Below are 17,231 nucleotides of genomic sequence, written 5' to 3'. Positions count from 1 at the left end.
TTGTACCACTTTCCTCATTTACATCATTGGCTGATTAAATTTTATCAATGCCTTTTTTGCTGCTTTTACTATCGTCAGAGCCTGATTTAGAACCACTACCATAGTCATCGCTGTAACCATAACCGTAGTCACCTCCATAACCATAATTAAAGTAATCCTTATACTCGTCGTACTGATCACTATAAGTCTTCAATTCTTTCTTATAATCTTTAATTGCATTCTTATAATCATCCCAACGCTCTTCAGCATCCCCCTTACTCATACGCTTAAAAGTAACACGGGATTGAAGCTCTCCATCCTTGTCATAAGTAGATAGCGTATACTCGTTACCTTTTTTGACGTAAGTTCGTTTTTCTTTGAGAGATTTCTTGTAAGATTTTACAGATTCTTTAACGGCTTCTTTTGTAGCGTCTTTAGTGTAAAAAGAATAATCCTTAGACATATCTTTCATGAAGTCTTTGACTGTAGATTCAAGCTCTTCAACTGTTAAAACTTCTGTCTGAGTTTTATTCCATGGATCGAACTGCTGAGGGATTTCATGTTCATACTCTAACAAGCTAACATAAGGTGATTTATTGTCCTCGAGATAAGAATAGTATCTAGATCTATTATTTTTTACTTCTACAAAGGAGTAGACATCATCAAATTCATCGAAAGCATTTACCATCTTATCTTTATCTTCATCACGATAAGAATAGGCCACTACCTCATATGTTCCATCCGCAATCTTACCTGACTGATAACGCCATAATGAATAGCCACCAACAGAAAGTAAAATTACTGCCACAGCACCCAAGACTGATGCTAGAATAATCTTGGCTTTTTTTGACATTCCTTTTTTCACTGGCATGGCTTGTTGGAAGGTTGCTGTTGTTTGGGCAAACTGAGGCTGTTGCGTCATAGCAATTACAGGTTCAGCTGGTTTAATCGGTCTTTGCTCCGTCACTTGTCCATTTGAGCTAAAAATATTAGGTCGTTCAAGGATAAACTCGCCTGCTGCTTGAGCTTGAGATAACTCTGCGGGAGTTGGTTTACGACCGTTGACTAATTCAAAGTACTCAATCCACTCTTGCTGGTTCATAATAATCTCCTTTTTTATTGGTCTACTGTTCTATTGTACCAAAATAAATGGTGAAATAGTATTTGACAATTATCATAAAGACTGTAAGTTTTTTTAATAAAACATTTGGCTATGATTCTCGATAGTAAAGAGGTACTTGGTCGGTAAGTAGTTCAACGCCAGATGAGATAATCCCCATCATGCCTTGAATAATTATAATACTTCAAGGAATACTCATAATCCCAATCATAACCACTTTTGACCTCTTTGGCTTCCTCTGAGCTCAATCGTTTAAAAGTTCTACGCGACTCAATATGTCCATCATCAGCATAAACAGTCAGAACGAGACCATTAGGTCGCTTTTCATAAGTTCTTTTTTGCTTCAACATTTTTTTATAATCGTCTACACACCTTTGGACAGATACTTCCTTTACGTTTGAGTACTCCTCTCCCTTTTTAGAAATCTTATCAATATGAGAAATCACTAGAGCTTTATATTCAGAGACTGTTAAATCCTGTTTCAAAGTCCCTGTACGTGGGTCAAAAATCTGTGGGAGCTTTTCATCGTGCTCAAATGGTGAGACAAAAGGTTCCCCATCCCCCACAAAAACATAATAAAATTGAGATTTCATATTCTCAACAACTATAAAATCCTCATATAAGCTATCATTATTCTCTCCTCGCTCAGTCCAATTTATCAATTCATTGGAATATGCCGATTTAGCCTCATATTTTACCATCTGATAGGTACCATCTGGAATATAGTTCTGTTGATACTTCCAAAATCTTCCCTCTTCTATGGCAATCAAAACTGTCGCAACAAGTCCTAGAAAAACAATAATCCCAATCTTCCATTTTTTTGCCTTAGTCATACCTCTCCCCTTCATATTAGCCTACTCTTTAATACTATTTTACCAAAAATAGAGAGGAAATCTGTGACTTGACTACCAAAGAAAAAGAGGTTGGGAACTCATACTCTCAAACCTCTTTTCATCTATTTACTTTTTAAGATCCTCAGCACCAATGACTGGGTATTCGGTCAATCCTGATACTACTTCTTTAGCCTGGTCTGATTCTTCTGATTTTTTCTCAAGATCAAACTTAGGTGCATCTTTTTCATAAGCATTAATGATATCGGCAACAACTGGGTGACGTACGACATCACTGGCAGAGAAATGAACAAAATCAATAGCCTTGATTCCCTTCAATTTCTCCATGGCATCGACAAGACCAGATTTAACACGACGTGGAAGGTCAATCTGGCTCATATCTCCATTGACAATCATCTTAGAATTAAACCCAAGACGAGTCAAGAACATCTTCATCTGCATGATAGTTGTATTTTGCGCTTCATCAAGGATAACAAAGGCATCTTCGAGGGTACGACCACGCATATAAGCAAGAGGGGCAATCTCAATAATTTCACGTTCCATTAGGCGAGTCGTTTGCTCTTTGCCAAGAATTTGATAGAGGGCATCATAAACTGGACGGAGGTAAGGGTCCACCTTTTCCTTGAGATCACCAGGCAAGAAACCAAGGCTTTCACCTGCCTCAACCGCCGGACGTGTTAGAACAATACGTTTAACTTGACCACGTTTAAGAGCTGTAACTGCAAGGGTAACCGCTAAAAAGGTCTTCCCTGTACCGGCTGGACCAATCCCAAAGACCACATCATGATTTTTAATGCTATCAACATAGACCTTTTGTCCTAAAGTCTTCACTCGGATAGGCTTACCACTATTGTCCTTGATAATCTCTTCTTCATATAAAGCAACAAACTTATCAATCGAACCATCTTGAGCCATGGTCAAGGCTGCGACAACATCTGAGGTGTTGACTAGCATTCCACGCTCCACTAAAACAAGGAGGGCTTGAATGGTCAAACGGGCCAATTCGACACTTTCTTCGTCATCTCCAAGAATCTGCACACGTTCTGTTCGGGCATGGATGATAACATTTAGGTTCTCTTCAATGAGTTTTAAATGACGTTCATTAGTCCCAAAAAGTGACAAGACATCATCTGGGTGATTTAGGGTAATTTCAACAGAATACTCTTGCAAATAGAGTTCCTCTTTCTTTCGTCTTTTTCTCCATTATATCAAAAAAATCACGCCAGGCGTGACTTTTTGTAATTCTTAATTATGCGTTGAATGACACGTGAACGTGGTCATAGTGGTTTTCAGTAATGCTACCACGGTCAGGCATTTGGTTCCAAGTGTTAGCTGGTCCGTAGATATTATCTACTGGTGCGTAGAATTGTTGTCTGTAGATGACATATGAGATACCTGCATTTGAGATATTGTCTACTGCATATTGAGCGACTTGATTACCAACTTCTGAACCAACTGGTACCATAACGTCAACGGCAAGTCCTTGACCATGGTCTTGTGGATCACCTTCACGGTAACCACCGATATCAGTAAGACCGAATTGTGCTGCTACATCTTGACGGAAAGCTTCAGCTTGTGGTTGAAGGTGTGGATCCGTTGGAAGTGTATTTGTTGATGCAGGTTGTGCTGCTGGTGCCTCTGATGCCGCTGGTGCCTCTGATGCTACTTCTGATGTTGCTGCTGGTTCTACCGCTGGCTGTTCTGCTGGCGCCTCTGATGCTGCTGGTGCTTCTGAGGCAGCTTCTGATGTTGCTGCTGGTTCTGCAGCTGGTTGTTCTGCTGGTGCCTCTGAAGTTGCTGATGCTTCTGAAGACGCTTCTGACGTTGCTGCTGGAGCTTCTTCTTTTACTTCAGGTTGTGCTGGTGTTTCAGCAGTTGGAGTAGTTTCTGCTTCAGGTGTAGCTTCTGCTGACGTAGTGACATGATCAATAGCATCAGCAACTGGTTGTTCAGTTTCTGCGTATGCTGGTGCTTCTGATGCTGATGCGATAGCTTCTGTTACTTCGGAAACAGCTTGAGTTGATTCTTCTGTAGCAGGTGCTTGAGTAGCTGTTGTGCTTACTGTTTCAACTGGAGCTGTCAAGTCCGCTGCAACTACAGATTGACCATTTACAGTCACTTCGTTAGTTGTCAAATTAGCTTCTGCAACTACAGGTGTAGTTGATGTTTCTGAAGCTGGAGTTTCAACTTTAACAGAGACTGCTTGATTATCAGCATTGTAAGTTGCTGTCAAGACTGTTCCAGGGTAAATCAAATCAATGTTTGTAATTTGATTGATGTTAGCCAAAACGTTCACATCGATACCCATAGCTTCAGCGATACTTCCCAAAGTATCACCGTATTGAACTGTATAAGTTTGTTGGTTATCACTTACAGCGATATCTGCTTTGATTTGATCTACTGAACGTACTGCCCAGTTTGAAGTTTCATCGGCATGTACGTGACTTGCAGCAAAAAGTGAAAGTGCTGCGGTCGAGTAAAGAAGTGCCTTTGTAGTTTTAGATTTTGATAACATGTATAATTCATTCCTTTTTTAACAATTTCAATATCTACAATAATACCACACTTTTCATCAAAAAAGTTATGATTTACTGCTCTTTAAAGCAATTACTAACTAGTTGTAACAAGCCTAATTTATTGAAAAACACCTGAGATATTTGTAAAAAAATGTAACAATTCATCCCAATTCAAATGGTAATTACTTTTTAAAGAAAATGCTAAAAGTCATTATGCTTATCGTAAGCTTAGTCACTATTAATGGGCTAGATAATCTTCCCAAATCTGGTCAAACTGCCCTAGATTAAAGGAAAAGCTAGCTTGATCTTCCAAGTAACGACTGACTTCTTCAAAGTCATCGGTATGCTTCGGGAAGGTTGAATCTTCAAAAGCCAAATCAGCCAAGATTGCTACTGGTTCATTGGATTTGGGATTACGCTGGGCCATCAGCCAAGTATAAAAGGATTTTCTCATGCCTTCTCCTAACCGATTAATTCTGTTCCAAACTGATCTTGTTTGATTTTTTTGGCCTTCATCAGACCACCTAGAGCCTTCTTAAATTGACCCTTAGAAATACCGAAGGTTGCCTTGATATCTGCTGGTGATGACTTGTCATTAAGCGTCATAAAGCCACCATTGCTCTCTAAATAGGTCAAAATCATCTGAGCATCATTTTCGAGCATTTCAAAAGAACGTGGTTTAAGAGAAAGATTAAGAGTCCGGTCAACTTCTCTGAACCCAATCACACGTGCTTCAAGGACCTGACCTAAACGTGGCTCCGCATAACGTTCTGATGGATGGATGAAACCAAGCATGTTATTCTCTGGCAAATAAACAAAAGTTCCTGACAATTTGAGACGGTAGGCAATAGCTGGCCATTTTTGGTTTTGCATATTATCGTAAGCAGGTCCAGCCATACGTTGAAAGACCTCAGGTTCAGCAGGAAGTCCCCAAATACGGTCTTTTTTGTCAACATCGAGTTTGATGTAGAGTTTATCCCCCTTCTTAGGCCAAAGCTCTTTGAGTTCTGGCAAAACATCGAGAGAGACAACAATCTCCTTATCTGGAATTCCTACGTCTACAAAGACACCCAAATCCTTACGAACTTCAGTGACCTCTCCCCAACCATAGGAATCGCGAGTTGCCTTGATTTCCTTTTGAGTCAGACGTGATTTTTGCTTGCTATCTGTATAGGCGAAGCCTGTCACCATGTCACCAATGGCGTATTTCCCTTCTTCTTTAGACAAGGCAAAAGTCACACCGTCCTTTTGTACAAAGTAAAATTTATCATTTTCATCAGTTACTAGGGCAGTAATGATCGTTCCAAGTAATGTATTCATCTTTTTTCCTCTAAAAAGAGAGTCGGACAAGGAAGCTAACATAGTCCATGCTCTTTTGCTTCTGTCCCACTCTCCTTATTTTTCTATTGATTAAACAGTAAGGAGTTCTTTTTCCTTTTCTGCTGTCATGCTGTCAATCTTATTAACAGCGTCATCAGTTGCTTTTTGGATATCTTTTTCCAAAGCTTTCAATTGATCTTCTGTGATTTCTTTGTCTTTTTCTTGCTTCTTAGCTTCATCCATAGCATCGCGGCGGATGTTACGGATAGCGATTTTAGCATTTTCGCCGACTTTTTTCACTTCTTTAGCCAACTCTTTACGTGTTTCTTCTGTAAGTGCTGGGATAACCAAGCGCACAACAGAACCATCATTAGCTGGGTTGATTCCAAGGTCAGATTCATTGATAGCTCGTTCGATATCAGCAATTGAACCTTTATCAAATGGTGAAATCAAAAGGACACGTGCTTCAGGAACCGTGATTGAAGCCAATTGGTTAAGTGGTGTTGGAGCACCGTAGTATTCTACAGTGATGCGGTCAAGAAGTGAGGCATTGGCACGACCTGCACGGATAGAGCCAAATTCACGGGCCAATGACTCGTGTGAGTGGGTGAAACGTTCTTTTGCTTTTTCAATAATTGCGTTTGTCATAAATTCTCTCTTTCTTACTTGTGTGATTCTGCTTTGTTAGATACAGTTGTCCCAATTTGCTCACCAAAGATAACACGTTTGATGTTTCCTGGTTCGTTCATATTGAAGACAACAAGGTCAATGTCATTATCCATTGAAAGGGTAGAAGCTGTGGCATCCATAATTTTCAAACCACGTTTGATAACTTCCACGTGTGTCAATTCATCAAATTTGACAGCATCAGCGTTTTTACGAGGGTCGTCATTGTAGACACCATCAACGCCGTTTTTAGCCATAAGAATAGCATCAGCTTCAATTTCAGCTGCACGAAGAGCCGCTGTTGTATCTGTTGAGAAGTACGGTGAACCAATACCTGCTGCAAAGATAACAATACGACCTTTTTCAAGGTGACGAAGGGCACGACCACGAATATAAGGCTCTGCCACAGATTTCATATCAATCGCTGTCTGAACACGTGTATCAACACCGAGTTGTTTCAAACTATCTGCCATAACAAGGGCATTCATAGTTGTTCCAAGCATACCAGTATAGTCTGCTTGAACACGATCCATTCCTGCTTCAGCTGCAGGTTCCCCACGCCAAAGGTTACCACCACCGATAACTAGAGCAATTTGAATACCTGAATCCGCTACCTCAGCAATTTCTTTAGCCATAGCTTGGACAGTTGGAAGATCAATCCCAACACCTCGTTCACCAGCTAGAGCTTCACCTGAAAGCTTAATGAGGACACGTTTGTATTTTGGTTCTGCCATGATTTCTCCCTATTAACTATTTTGTTTTATGATTTAATTCTTAGCTGAGATTCATCTTTCCTAAGTCGTCAATTACCATCCTTTTAAGGTGGTTAAGGGGCTTATTCGAGCAACTCCTTTTTATGATTAGGATAGGAAAATGTTTTCTTTTTTTGCAAAGAAAACACTAAATCTTCATCCTTACTATTTTATCATAAATTAGGGTTTTCACCTAGTCAAATATTTAAAAAATATCCTTACAAGATAACTGTAAAGGTGATGGTGTCATTTTTATAAGAAGCAAAGATACGCCCCTTAAATAATTTGACCATACTTTGAGCCATGGACAGGCCAATGCCAAAACCTTTGTGTTCTTTGTTATTATGGGATTCTTCAATACGATAAAAACGCTCAAAAAACTTGCTATAATCAACAGCCTTACCTTCTTTATAGGTATTTGACACTTCTAAACGAGCCCGTTTTCGCGTTCTTCCAATCTGACGAAGTCTTACCGTAACTGTCCCTTCTGGATCACAATACTTGTTAGCATTATCCACAAGGAGAGTCACAAGTTCAAAGAGAGACTTCTCCTCTGCCTTTACATGAATATCCGGTGTGATGTCCATGACAAAAGATTTACCGTCTCGAACGACAGGTCCCTTAAAGTCCTCTGCTGCATCCTCAGTAATATAGGAAAAATCGACATCTTGAAGAACAATATCCGGCTGCTCCTCCAGACGAGATAGGGCTACCAGAGAATTGATTAGAGTGGTCAAGCGTGCCACCTGGTCTTTCGTTGACTTGGTCCATTCGTTCTCTCCAGTCATGAGTTCCTGTAGCTCCGTATTGGCAGAAATAATGGCCAATGGTGTCTTTAATTCATGACTAGCATTGGTAATAAAACGTCGCTGCTTTTCGTAGTTTCGAATGAAGGGACGAATGACGATTCCTGATAAGGCACTGACAATGACGACAAAAAAGATAAACCCAAACAGTGATAAGAGGATAGAAAGACTGAGCAAGGCTTGGGAAGAATTGTAATAAGAGGTCGTGTCCAGGAAGACCACAAGAATCTTATTTTTGCTGACTTTGCTAACCTGATAACTCAGATTGATATTTTTTTCTCTAATTGTTCCAAGAGTATTCGTCATACGTCTAGCTGCAAGTGCATAGCTAACAGCTTCTTCATCATCTATTAAAGAAGTATGGCTGGTATCCTGACTGATCACTTTATCACCAGATAAGGTCACACTGAAAAAACGAAAACTATCCAATGGAATTTCACGCCCTTGATTGGTCTCAATTTTTTTAGTTTTTCCGAAACTACCATTATTTTCTGTAAGCGTGTTGAGAACCTTACTAATTTCCTGTTCTGTCTGAAAGGACCTCACAGTATTGATGATTCCCACTGTAAAAACCAAGATAAAGAGAATAGCCAAGGAAGCAATCGTAATAAATTGAAGTCGTAAACGTCTAAACATGCACTACTCCTCTCTAATTGGCAAGAAGGCAAAAGTCACCACCCTTTTCACCAAGAATGCTGATATCAGCCTGGATGGCTTGCAATTTCTGACGCAAATAGGAAATATAGACCCAGACAATCGACTCGTCCACATCTTCCTCATCATCCCAGATGGTCTTAAAAAGGTGCTCAGTCGTTAATTTCTTAGCAGGATTGAGCATGAAGTGAGCCATTAACTTGGTCTCTCTGCTTGAAAGTCGAATGGCGTTGCCAGCTACCAACTCCTGTTCCTCCTGGTCCAAACGTACAGAACCAAGTGTCAAAATTTTGGCAGTAAAGGTCTCGTTAACACGACGCTCTAGCGAGCGCAAACGAGCCAAAAGTTCTTTAAGAGAAATCGGCTTGGTCAAGTAATCGTCTGCCCCAGCGTCAAGTCCTGTCACACGATCATCAACTTCAGCCATGGCCGTCAACATAATGACATGCGTCGTATTCCCAGAGGAGCGAATCTCTTTCAGGGCCTCAATACCTGTTTTAATGGGCATCATGATATCCATAATCATTACTTGATAGGCATTTTGTGCAGCTAGGTCAACTGCCTCTTGACCGTTAAAGGCCTGATCCACCTCATAGCCTTGATGCTCAAGAGCCGCCTTGTAAACTCGAGAAAGAGCTTCCTCATCCTCAGCTAGTAGAATTTTCAAAGCCATTCTAGTCCCCTCCTTCTTGAATTAAGTTACGGATGGTCTGCATGGTCAAATCACATGAAGCTAATTCATCCGCACAGCGCTTAAGCTCACGGGTAATCATTTCTGGATTCTTGATATCGTGCTTGTACTTCATCTGATGCTCCAAACTGGCCACGAATCTTGAGCAATGGTTCGAAGCTGAACCTCAACAAAATAGGTTCCTCTCTCATTTCCTAAGACATCTGGAAACTCGGTTTCTACTTCCAAAATGAGATGATATGAACGATAACCATTAGGCTTAGCATTTAAAATGTAATCTTTCTCGTTATAGATAGAGACGCCAGGGATAGTCTTAATGACATCGATAGTCTTGTAAATATCATCGACAAAGCCACAAACAATTCGAAGCCCTATACTGTCACGGATTTCCTTGAGGGCAGACTGACTGGTTTCAGGCAAATTTTTCCGACGACACTTTTCACGCATAGAATCGCTCTCTTTGATTCGTGAAATAAAATGTTCATAGAGTTTGAAGCCTGTTTCTTTTTTGCTAGTAATATTAGCCGCAATAATTGGGTCTGTTATTTCTTGTAAAATCTTGGGGAGATACTGAGCATATTCCCCATAAATACTTGGAGTTAACATATAAACCTCCTCTAATACCATTCCTTAATTATAGCATAGATAGGCTTAAAAATAAGGAATAAGCCAGCTATGAGAGTCTCTTAAAGAATAAGAAAAAATCCAGCCGAAGCCAATTCAATTTGCTTATCTAAGTTCAATTAACACAAGGCTATGCATCAAGTGTTTGACAAAAGGCCAGTTGCCTAGTTTGTGTGTTTCATAGGTCAAGACCTTATAACCCACATTGCTTTGTAGCCATTTTTCTCATAGAAAGCACATTGTAATCGCGATTGGTAATCAAGCCAAGACTACGACCTCCTGTACTACGTACAAAAGGTTCAACCCCTTCAAGCAAGAAACGACTTCCTATACCTTTTCTTTGATAATCTGGAGTTACTGCTAACATCATCAGGTACCAATCGTATTCTGCAGAATCCTCCAGATGTCTTTCAGACTCTTCAACAAAATTAAAGTACTTAAACAACTTAGTGATGCTTATGAAACGGAAAAGCTTGGTCGCTCCGTTCTGGAGATAGTCAAGCATAGAAATCGTTGATGCTGTAAAATAGCTGCCGCAACAATGCGACCATCCTTTTCAGCCACAAACACGAATCCCTCTTTATAGCTAAACGCACCAACATTTCCTGCAAGGCTAAGACAAATTCCTCATACTGTTCAGGCTTCTTTAAATTAGTGGCAATCATTTGAAAGATAGGGATAATCTTCAAAGGCATCTGCACATACTTGTGCCACTTCCCTGAACTTCGTCTAGTCTTGCTTTGCGATATTGCATCTTAATCTCCTAATCTGTCTGTTTTTTTCAGTATAACACAAAACGCATGACTGACAGTCATACGTTCTATGGTTTTTTGTAAAATCTTATAATTTTATAAGAAAAGTTTAGGCAACTTCTTCTGTAAATTGACTATTATAAAGATCAGCATAGAAACCATCTGCTGCCATGAGCTCATCATGATTTCCTTGTTCAATAATATTCCCATCTTTCATCACAAGGATTAGATCAGCATTTCGAATGGTTGATAAGCGGTGAGCAATGACAAAGGAAGTCCGACCTTCCATAAGTTTGTCCATGGCTTTTTGAATCAATTCTTCTGTTCTGGTGTCAACAGATGATGTCGCTTCATCCAAGAAGAAGAGGGGCATCCTTCAGAAGGGCACGTGCAATGGTCAAGAGCTGTTTCTGACCAACTGATAATGTCACAGAGTCATCCAAATAAGTGTCATAACCTTTTGGAAGTGTGGTGATAAAGTGGTGAACACCGACAGCCTTGGCTGCAGCAATAACTTGCTCGTCAGAGATATTTTCTTGGTTGTAAATTAAATTATCACGAATAGTACCTTCAAAGAGCCAAGTGTCCTGAAGCACCATAGAGAATTGGTCATGGACAGTTTCACGTTTCATGTCGCCAGTATCCACACCGTCAATGGTGATATGGCCTTGATCGATGTTATAGAACTTCATAAGCAAGTTAACAATAGTCGTCTTACCAGCACCTGTTGGACCAACAATCGCAATCTTTGACCTGGCTTAGCAAGAGCTGAAAAATCATGAATAATAGTTTTTTCAGGAGTATAACCAAAGGAAACATGATCAAAGACAACTTGACCTTTAGTATCTGTCAATTCAGCTGTCTTACTTGATTCGTCATCCATATCTTTTTCTTCCAAAAATTCAAAGATACGACCAATAGCTGCAGTGGCTGACTGGAGCTGTGTAATCCCTTGTGCAATTTGAGAAAGAGGTTGTGAGAAAATACGAACATAAGTCATGAAGGCTACCACATCACCAATAGTCAAGCTACCATCAATAACCTTAATAGCTCCCACAAGACAGACCATGACGTAACCAAAGTTCCAATGAAAATCATAAGTGGCATCATAATACCTGAGATAAACTGAGATTGCCACATCGATTTATAGAGCTTATCATTAAGCCCCTTGAAAGCTTGACTACTTTCTTCAGATGCATTGTAACTCGTTACAACTGCTTGACCTGTGTAGATTTCTTCAATATATCCATTAATGTTAGCCAAATTTTCTTGTTGACGTTTGAAAAGGGGTTGTGAGAAACCCATGATGAAGGCTACTAGAACAAATCCTATCAAGACAGAACCAATCGCAGTGAAAGCCATAGTGACATTTGAGTAAAACATCATAATAATGGCTGCGACCAAGAGAACACTTGAAGTAATTAGGGTACCCAGACCTTGACTAAAGATTGTCCCAAAAGGTCAACGTCATTAGTCACACGAGAGAGGGTGTCCCCTTGAGAATGACTGTCAAAATAATTAAGAGGTACACTGTTGATTTTCTTTTGGATAGCTGTACGGAAACGTTGTGAAAAGCGTTGTGTAACCGTCGCAACCGTAAAGCTTTGTAAGTAACCCACAATCGCTGAAATGGCATAGAGAACAGCCAAGGTCATAGCAATACTTGTCACCTTATCCAAATCAATACCTGGAATCGTCCCCATTTTGGTAGGTGTAATACCTTCAGTAATAGTTGGTAATTTCTTTAAGCTTATCTGGTCCAATAACTGTAATGACTGCTGAAATAATTGCTCCAACAATCGCAAGGACAAAGGGAATTGGGAAACCTTTAATATAGGGTTTTAAGCGTTTATAGGACGATGTTTTTGGCTTATTTTCCATTTTCTAACTCCTCCTTAGACAATTGTGAATAAGCAATTTCTTGGTAAACCTCATTGTTAGTCAAGAGTTCCTTGTGGGTTCCTTGACTACTACTTGATCAACCAAGATTTGATCAGCATCCATAATAGTAGAGATACGTTGAGCAACAATCAACTTGGTCATATCTTGTGTTTTTTCAGACAATTCTTGACGCAGTTTACGATCGGTCTTATAGTCCAAAGCTGAGAAGGAATCGTCAAAAATCAAGATTTCAGGCTTACGGGTAAGTGCACGCGCAATAGCCAAACGTTGCTTCTGGCCACCTGAGAAGTTAGACCCCGCTTGAGCCACTTCTGCCTTAAGTTGGCCTTCTTTATTTTCAACAAAGTCTTTTCCTTGAGCCAATTCGAGAGCTTCCCAAATCTTAGCGTCATCTAGAGGACTATTATTGCTCGTTCCCATTGTCATATTTGACGTGATATTACCTGAGAAAAGCACAGCCTTTTGTGGAATATAACCGACTATATTGTGCAAGGTTTCGTGGTCATAATGTCGTACATCCACACCGTCAACCTTGATAGTTCCTTGCGTGGCATCATAAAATCGTGGGATAAGATTGACAAGCGTTGATTTACCAGATCCAGTCGAACCAATAAAGGCAACCGTGTCACCCTTTTTAGCTTTGAAGCTAACATGCTCCAAAAACAGGCTCTGAAGTTTCAGAATAACGGAAGGAAACATCATCGAATTCGACAGTGCCCACGTCTTTAGGTTTTTCAGAACTATTTTTAGGGTAAGAGACTGAAGATTGGGTATCTAGAACTTCATTGATACGGCCAGCTGCTACAACGGCACGTGGAAGAAGGAAGAAAACGACAATCATCATCATGAATCCCATAACAACCTGCATGGCATAAGACGAATAGACAACCATATCTGAGAAGAGATGGACCTTGTCTTCCATGGCACCAGCAATTTTCGTTGGATCTGTTGGAATCTTAACATCTTCAATCAGATGCGCACCAATCCAATAAATAGCCAGTGTCAAACCGCTAGATACAGCAGTCATTACCGGTGTTAGCAAGGCAAAAGAACGACCGATAAAGAGGTTGTTTTGGGTCAAATCAGTATTAGTCTTTTCAAATTTATCCTCTTGATAACTTTTGGCATTGTAGGCACGCACCACACGAATTCCTGTAAGAGATTCACGCGTTACGCTATTCAGTTTATCGGTCAGAGTTTGAATCAAGCGTTGCTTAGGCATAACCATAATTAAGAGGAAGAGCATGAGAACAGCAATCACTGCCACAGCGACAAGCAAGGCAAGGAGCCAATTTCCATTTTTATCGGCAATCTTTGTAATCGCCCAAATGGCCATGATAGGCCCCTGTGTAATGACCTGTAGTCCCATGGTCAGTACCATCTGTAATTGGGTAATATCATTTGTCGTGCGGGTCAAAAGACTAGGAATGGAGAATTGCTTAATCTCTGCATCCGAAAAATCTAGAACTTGATGGAAGATATCATCACGAAGACGGGTTGTAAAACTTGCTGCTGTTCTGGCAGCTAGGAAACCAACCACTACTGAGGCCATAAAGCCCGCAAAGGACATTAAAAGCATTCGCATCCCTGGGGCATCTGTATTCCAGGCAAAAATATCCGACGCCTTAGTCCCCTTGGTTGATAAGAGAGTCGTAATGTCAGACATATAGTCTGGAATTTTCAAGTTTAGATAGACGTTCAAACAAACAAATATCACAGCTAAGATAATCATGCTTAACTCTTTTGCTGTCAAACGTTTAAAAATTTTAAACATAAGTTACTCCTTATTTTTTTCTAAATTCTTACGAATTTGGTGAAAGACCCGAAAAGCTATTTCAGCATCCTCTTTCGAAATGCCTTCTAATAACTGTTCATGGATAGCCTCTCGGAAATGTCCAACATCTTGGGCCTTCTTTTTACCCAAGTCTGTCAGATGAACATACTTGTAGCGTTTGTCCTTGTCCGATGTCACCAATTCAACGAAACCGTTTCTCTCCATACGTTTGACCAAATTACTAGCCACTGATTTAGATATAGATAGCCTTTTCTCGACATCTTTGATAAAGATTTCTTTATCTTGGTTCTCAAACAAGTACCTGACGGCAAACCCTTGTGGACCAGCTAAATGCTCAACGCCGTAAGCTTTGCCTAGCTCTTGCACTCTAGATTCCATGGTATTGATGAATTTTTTGATTTCATTAAAAGGATCTTTTCCATGCATCGCAAGTTCCTCCTTAAATAATTCTCATGGAAACTATTTTAGTTCTTATGAGAACTATTGTCAAGAAGAAAAGTTATTATGAGAACTAAAAAAGAGTGAAAAAGAATATTGCTTTCCACTCTCACTCCCATAACTGTGATTATTAAGGCTTTGGACTCTAAAACCTAACAACGCTTGAGCTAGGCTATCTAAATAATAATACCCTCCAAATGGTCCAATTCATGTTGAATAATTTGGGCTGGCATGCCAGAAAAACTTAACTGTTTAGGCATCCATTGTTCATCTAAATAAGCTACCTCAATCGACTCATAACGTCTGGTTGGACGACTTCCTTCTAAAGATAAACAAAACTCCTCTGTTTGAAAAGGTGAGGACTTGCTGACTAAAACAGGATTAAACATGACTAGATTAACAAAACCGATATTGACGATAATGACACGCTTTTTAACTCCAATCATATTGGCAGCCATACCCACACAGGCATCCTTATGAAACTCCAATGTATCACGCAAATCTTTAGCCAAATAGAGGTCTTCTTTAGTCGCTTCTGTCGATTTTTGTCCAAGGAAAAAGACATCCTTTACGATAGTTTTTATCATCTATTTACTCCCTTTTCTTATCTAAACTATGAAATGATATATCCTTCTTTTATCGGAACCAAAGATCTTCATTCCAAATAAATCACCTTGACCTATTATATCAAAAGGCCCACCCTCTAGTAAAACAGACAAAAAAAGAAACCCGCAGGCTCCTTTTTAGTCATCTTTCTTCACTCTATACAAATAACCAATAAAAACCAAAAGACTAATAGTTGAAACACTCATTGCCACTTTAGCAACTGTAGTATAGCTATAGGTCAAAACAACACCATGTTTACCTGGTGGTAAGACTAGATTAGTTGGATTCTTTTCCTTAGCTAAGTAAGTAGTTACTCGCTTTCCATCAATCCTCGCTTCTTGTCCTTTGTAGTAGAAAACTGGCAACGACAAGACCTTAGATTCTTTAGACTCGTTGGTCACCGTAAGTACTAGCTCGTTGGGAGAACGGCTGATGAATGGCTTGATTTCCTGATTATCCAAGAAAAGGTGTTTGTCAAAGACAAAGCCAAAAGGCACTTCTTTATTGGTATAATCCCCATTTATATTTTTATAAGTTCCCTTGGCCAGCATTTCTCTCGTGACTTTTGTATGACTTGGCAATATATTCTTTGCTTTAGTCATCTTATCTTGAACAGTAACAATCTGAAACATATTTAGACAAAGACCTAACAAGACAAGTATTGTCGATGCCTTTATAGAAATATTTTCTAAGATATTCGCCAAAGCTAAACTGAAGAAAAGCAGAGCAAAACTCCATAATCTCCAAGGAAATTGAAGGTTGGACACTGGACTTGCCTGTAAGAACTGCCAAGGAAAACTATTCAAAGTTAGAAAAGCCAAAACAAAAGAAATAAAAAGGTAAATTCTAGCTTCCCCAACCTTAACAAAACGCTTAGTAAAAATCAGGCTTAGCACTAGGCCCAGAAGGTAGAGAAGATTAACTGATGGAGTCCTTAAATCACTTTTTAGAATCAACTCCCAGTTGTCTGCCAGACTTAAAGCTGTCTTTGATAGGAGCGGTTTAAAAGTCGTTCGTAGAGTGACATACTTGAATTGCTCTATCATAGGAACAAAGAAAGCTAGAGACATACTAAGAGTGACAAGGGTGGCCTTAAGAAATCCTAGGACACGTTCTTTTTTATTATCCCAAATCCAAAAACTAGTTACCACCGCAAAGAAAATCCCAACAGAAGCCAAAAGGACCGATAAGACATGGGAATAAACTAAACCAAGCATCCCAAGAGTCAAGATCCACCATTTCTTGTAATTTCCAAAAGTTATCAAACGAACACCAACGAAAACTAGAGGTAGAAAAATCATCGCTAGCGTTTCGCCAACGGCTGCCCGGTAATAAGAATTGTGCAAGAAATACCCCGAAAAGAGATAAAAGGTAGAAAATATCATCACCTGTTTATCAGAATATTTCAATAAACGTAATCCGTAAAAACTAAGCAAACAAGTTACAAAGCGAACAAGAAACTGAAAACTCATCCAGGCTACAAAGACCGACTGAGTCAGCTTATAGATTATGAAAATAGGATAATAAGTTAACCAAGGATAAAAGGTATTGATTAATTGTCCGGTCCCTCCGTTAGTCGTAAAATTGATAGGACTCTTCCAGACAGTATCCAAGGATAAGAGTCGGTTAATGTGAAAGACAATATCATCACCATAAAGCTTGTCCCTAAAAAAGAACATAGGCAGTATTGACACTACGCTGATCAAAAAACTTATTAGAATGACTGTCTGATTAGTATACTTCTTCTTTTTTACCCAAC

General features: G+C 39.6%; 14 protein-coding genes and 3 pseudogenes. All 17 read right to left on the bottom strand.

Annotated elements, in window-relative coordinates; translation table 11 throughout:
- Window positions 1-34 precede the first annotated feature (34 nt).
- On the bottom strand, window positions 35-1,081 hold the full coding sequence (locus tag BSR19_RS02265; RefSeq protein ID WP_156246396.1) for a hypothetical protein: 1,047 nt from the start codon (window positions 1,079-1,081) through the stop codon (window positions 35-37).
- 152 nt (window positions 1,082-1,233) lie between these two features.
- The gene (locus BSR19_RS02260) at window positions 1,234-1,932 is read right to left on the bottom strand and encodes a hypothetical protein (protein ID WP_156246395.1); all 699 of its coding nucleotides are present in this window, start codon (window positions 1,930-1,932) and stop codon (window positions 1,234-1,236) included.
- Between the two features lie 126 nt (window positions 1,933-2,058).
- A complete protein-coding gene (locus tag BSR19_RS02255; RefSeq protein WP_118185730.1) occupies window positions 2,059-3,120 on the bottom strand; it encodes a PhoH family protein in 1,062 nt (353 codons plus the stop codon).
- A gap of 79 nt (window positions 3,121-3,199) precedes the next feature.
- On the bottom strand, window positions 3,200-4,465 hold the full coding sequence (locus BSR19_RS02250) for a LysM peptidoglycan-binding domain-containing protein (RefSeq protein WP_156246394.1): 1,266 nt from the start codon (window positions 4,463-4,465) through the stop codon (window positions 3,200-3,202).
- A 239-nt stretch (window positions 4,466-4,704) separates the two neighbouring features.
- Window positions 4,705-4,920 (bottom strand): YozE family protein, encoded by a 216-nt coding sequence (locus BSR19_RS02245; protein ID WP_002885591.1) that lies wholly within the window; start codon window positions 4,918-4,920, stop codon window positions 4,705-4,707.
- Between the two features lie 8 nt (window positions 4,921-4,928).
- The gene (gene cvfB / locus BSR19_RS02240; RefSeq protein ID WP_104020677.1) at window positions 4,929-5,786 is read right to left on the bottom strand and encodes an RNA-binding virulence regulatory protein CvfB; all 858 of its coding nucleotides are present in this window, start codon (window positions 5,784-5,786) and stop codon (window positions 4,929-4,931) included.
- 90 nt (window positions 5,787-5,876) lie between these two features.
- Window positions 5,877-6,434 carry a ribosome recycling factor gene (gene frr / locus BSR19_RS02235; RefSeq protein WP_156246393.1) on the bottom strand — a complete coding sequence of 186 codons (558 nt, stop codon included), beginning with the start codon at window positions 6,432-6,434 and terminating at the stop codon, window positions 5,877-5,879.
- A gap of 14 nt (window positions 6,435-6,448) precedes the next feature.
- On the bottom strand, window positions 6,449-7,186 hold the full coding sequence (gene pyrH, locus BSR19_RS02230; RefSeq protein ID WP_002885551.1) for a UMP kinase: 738 nt from the start codon (window positions 7,184-7,186) through the stop codon (window positions 6,449-6,451).
- Between the two features lie 236 nt (window positions 7,187-7,422).
- The gene (locus tag BSR19_RS02225; RefSeq protein WP_156246392.1) at window positions 7,423-8,646 is read right to left on the bottom strand and encodes a sensor histidine kinase; all 1,224 of its coding nucleotides are present in this window, start codon (window positions 8,644-8,646) and stop codon (window positions 7,423-7,425) included.
- Between the two features lie 13 nt (window positions 8,647-8,659).
- Window positions 8,660-9,337: a response regulator transcription factor gene (locus BSR19_RS02220; RefSeq protein ID WP_156246391.1), complete on the bottom strand. Its 678-nt coding sequence runs from the start codon at window positions 9,335-9,337 to the stop codon at window positions 8,660-8,662.
- A gap of 1 nt (window position 9,338) precedes the next feature.
- Window positions 9,339-9,961 (bottom strand): annotated as a pseudogene (locus tag BSR19_RS02215) (GTP pyrophosphokinase).
- 211 nt (window positions 9,962-10,172) lie between these two features.
- On the bottom strand, window positions 10,173-10,484 hold the full coding sequence (locus BSR19_RS11555) for a GNAT family N-acetyltransferase (protein WP_231605974.1): 312 nt from the start codon (window positions 10,482-10,484) through the stop codon (window positions 10,173-10,175).
- Window positions 10,485-10,840: 356 nt separating this feature from the next.
- A pseudogene (locus BSR19_RS02205) lies at window positions 10,841-12,612 on the bottom strand (ABC transporter ATP-binding protein).
- Window positions 12,602-14,407: pseudogene (locus BSR19_RS02200) on the bottom strand (ABC transporter ATP-binding protein). The pseudogenes BSR19_RS02205 and BSR19_RS02200 overlap by 11 nt, the downstream one beginning before the upstream one ends.
- A 3-nt stretch (window positions 14,408-14,410) precedes the next feature.
- On the bottom strand, window positions 14,411-14,854 hold the full coding sequence (locus BSR19_RS02195; RefSeq protein ID WP_156246390.1) for a MarR family winged helix-turn-helix transcriptional regulator: 444 nt from the start codon (window positions 14,852-14,854) through the stop codon (window positions 14,411-14,413).
- A 188-nt stretch (window positions 14,855-15,042) separates the two neighbouring features.
- Entirely contained in the window at window positions 15,043-15,453 is a 411-nt protein-coding gene (locus tag BSR19_RS02190) for a peptide deformylase (protein ID WP_156246389.1), read from the bottom strand.
- A 156-nt stretch (window positions 15,454-15,609) separates the two neighbouring features.
- Window positions 15,610-17,151: a glycosyltransferase family protein gene (locus BSR19_RS02185; RefSeq protein ID WP_156246388.1), complete on the bottom strand. Its 1,542-nt coding sequence runs from the start codon at window positions 17,149-17,151 to the stop codon at window positions 15,610-15,612.
- Window positions 17,152-17,231: the final 80 nt, after the last annotated feature.

Origin of the sequence: Streptococcus salivarius, from assembly GCF_009738225.1 — a bacterium.
GTDB lineage: Bacteria > Bacillota > Bacilli > Lactobacillales > Streptococcaceae > Streptococcus.
This window is presented reverse-complemented; position numbering and strand designations above follow the sequence as displayed.